General features: G+C 65.3%; 1 protein-coding gene. It reads left to right on the forward strand.

Annotation, left to right across the window (positions count from 1 at the left end; translation table 11 throughout):
• Position 1: 1 nt before the first annotated feature.
• The coding region (gene tuf / locus MUB46_RS24110) for an elongation factor Tu (RefSeq protein WP_261618527.1) at positions 2-1,176 on the forward strand (1,175 nt) is incomplete at its 3' end.

The raw sequence follows: 1,176 nt of genomic DNA on the forward strand, positions 1-1,176 counted from the left end.
GATGGCCAAAGGGAAGTTTGAGCGGACGAAGCCGCACTGCAACATCGGCACGATTGGTCACGTTGACCACGGCAAGACGACGCTGACGGCTGCGATCACGAAGCAGTTCGGCGAGTTCAAGGCGTACGACCAGATCGACGCTGCGCCTGAGGAGAAGGCGCGCGGCATCACGATCTCGACGGCGCATGTCGAATACGAGACGGATAAGCGGCACTACGCGCACGTGGATTGCCCTGGTCACGCCGACTACGTGAAGAACATGATCACGGGCGCGGCGCAGATGGACGGCGCGATCCTGGTTGTTAACGCGGCCGACGGCCCGATGCCGCAGACGCGCGAGCACATCCTGCTCGCCCGCCAGGTCGGCGTTCCGGCGATCGTCGTTTACATGAACAAGGTCGACCAGGTCGACGACGAGGAGCTCCTGGAGCTCGTCGAGATGGAAGTGCGCGAGCTTCTGTCGGCCTACGACTTCCCGGGCGACGAGATCCCGATCGTCAAGGGTTCGGCGCTGGCCGCCCTCGAGGACCGCGAGCCCGACACGATCGGTGCCGCGTCGATCAAGGCGCTGATGGATGCGGTCGACGACTACATCCCGCAGCCGGAGCGTCCGGTTGACGGCGCGTTCCTGATGCCGATCGAGGACGTGTTCTCGATCTCGGGCCGCGGCACGGTGGTGACCGGCCGCATCGAGCGTGGCATCGTGAAGGTCGGCGAGGAAGTCGAGATCGTTGGCATCCGGCCGACGACGAAGACGACGGTCACGGGCGTTGAGATGTTCCGCAAGCTGCTGGACAGCGGCGAGGCGGGCGACAACATCGGCGCGCTGCTGCGTGGCGTGGGTCGCGAGGACGTGGAGCGCGGACAGGTTCTGTGCAAGCCGGGCTCGGTGACGCCGCACACGAAGTTCCAGGCCGAGGCCTACATCCTGACGAAGGAGGAGGGTGGCCGTCACACGCCGTTCTTCACCAACTATCGTCCGCAGTTCTACTTCCGGACGACGGACGTGACGGGTGTGGTGCACCTGCCGGAAGGCACGGAGATGGTGATGCCGGGCGACAACGTGGCGATCACGGTCGAGCTGATCGTGCCGATCGCCATGGAGGACGGTCTGCGCTTCGCCATTCGCGAGGGCGGCCGCACCGTCGGCGCCGGCGTCGTATCCAAGATCATCGA

Source organism: Microbaculum marinisediminis (assembly GCF_025397915.1).
GTDB lineage: Bacteria > Pseudomonadota > Alphaproteobacteria > Rhizobiales > Tepidamorphaceae > Microbaculum > Microbaculum marinisediminis.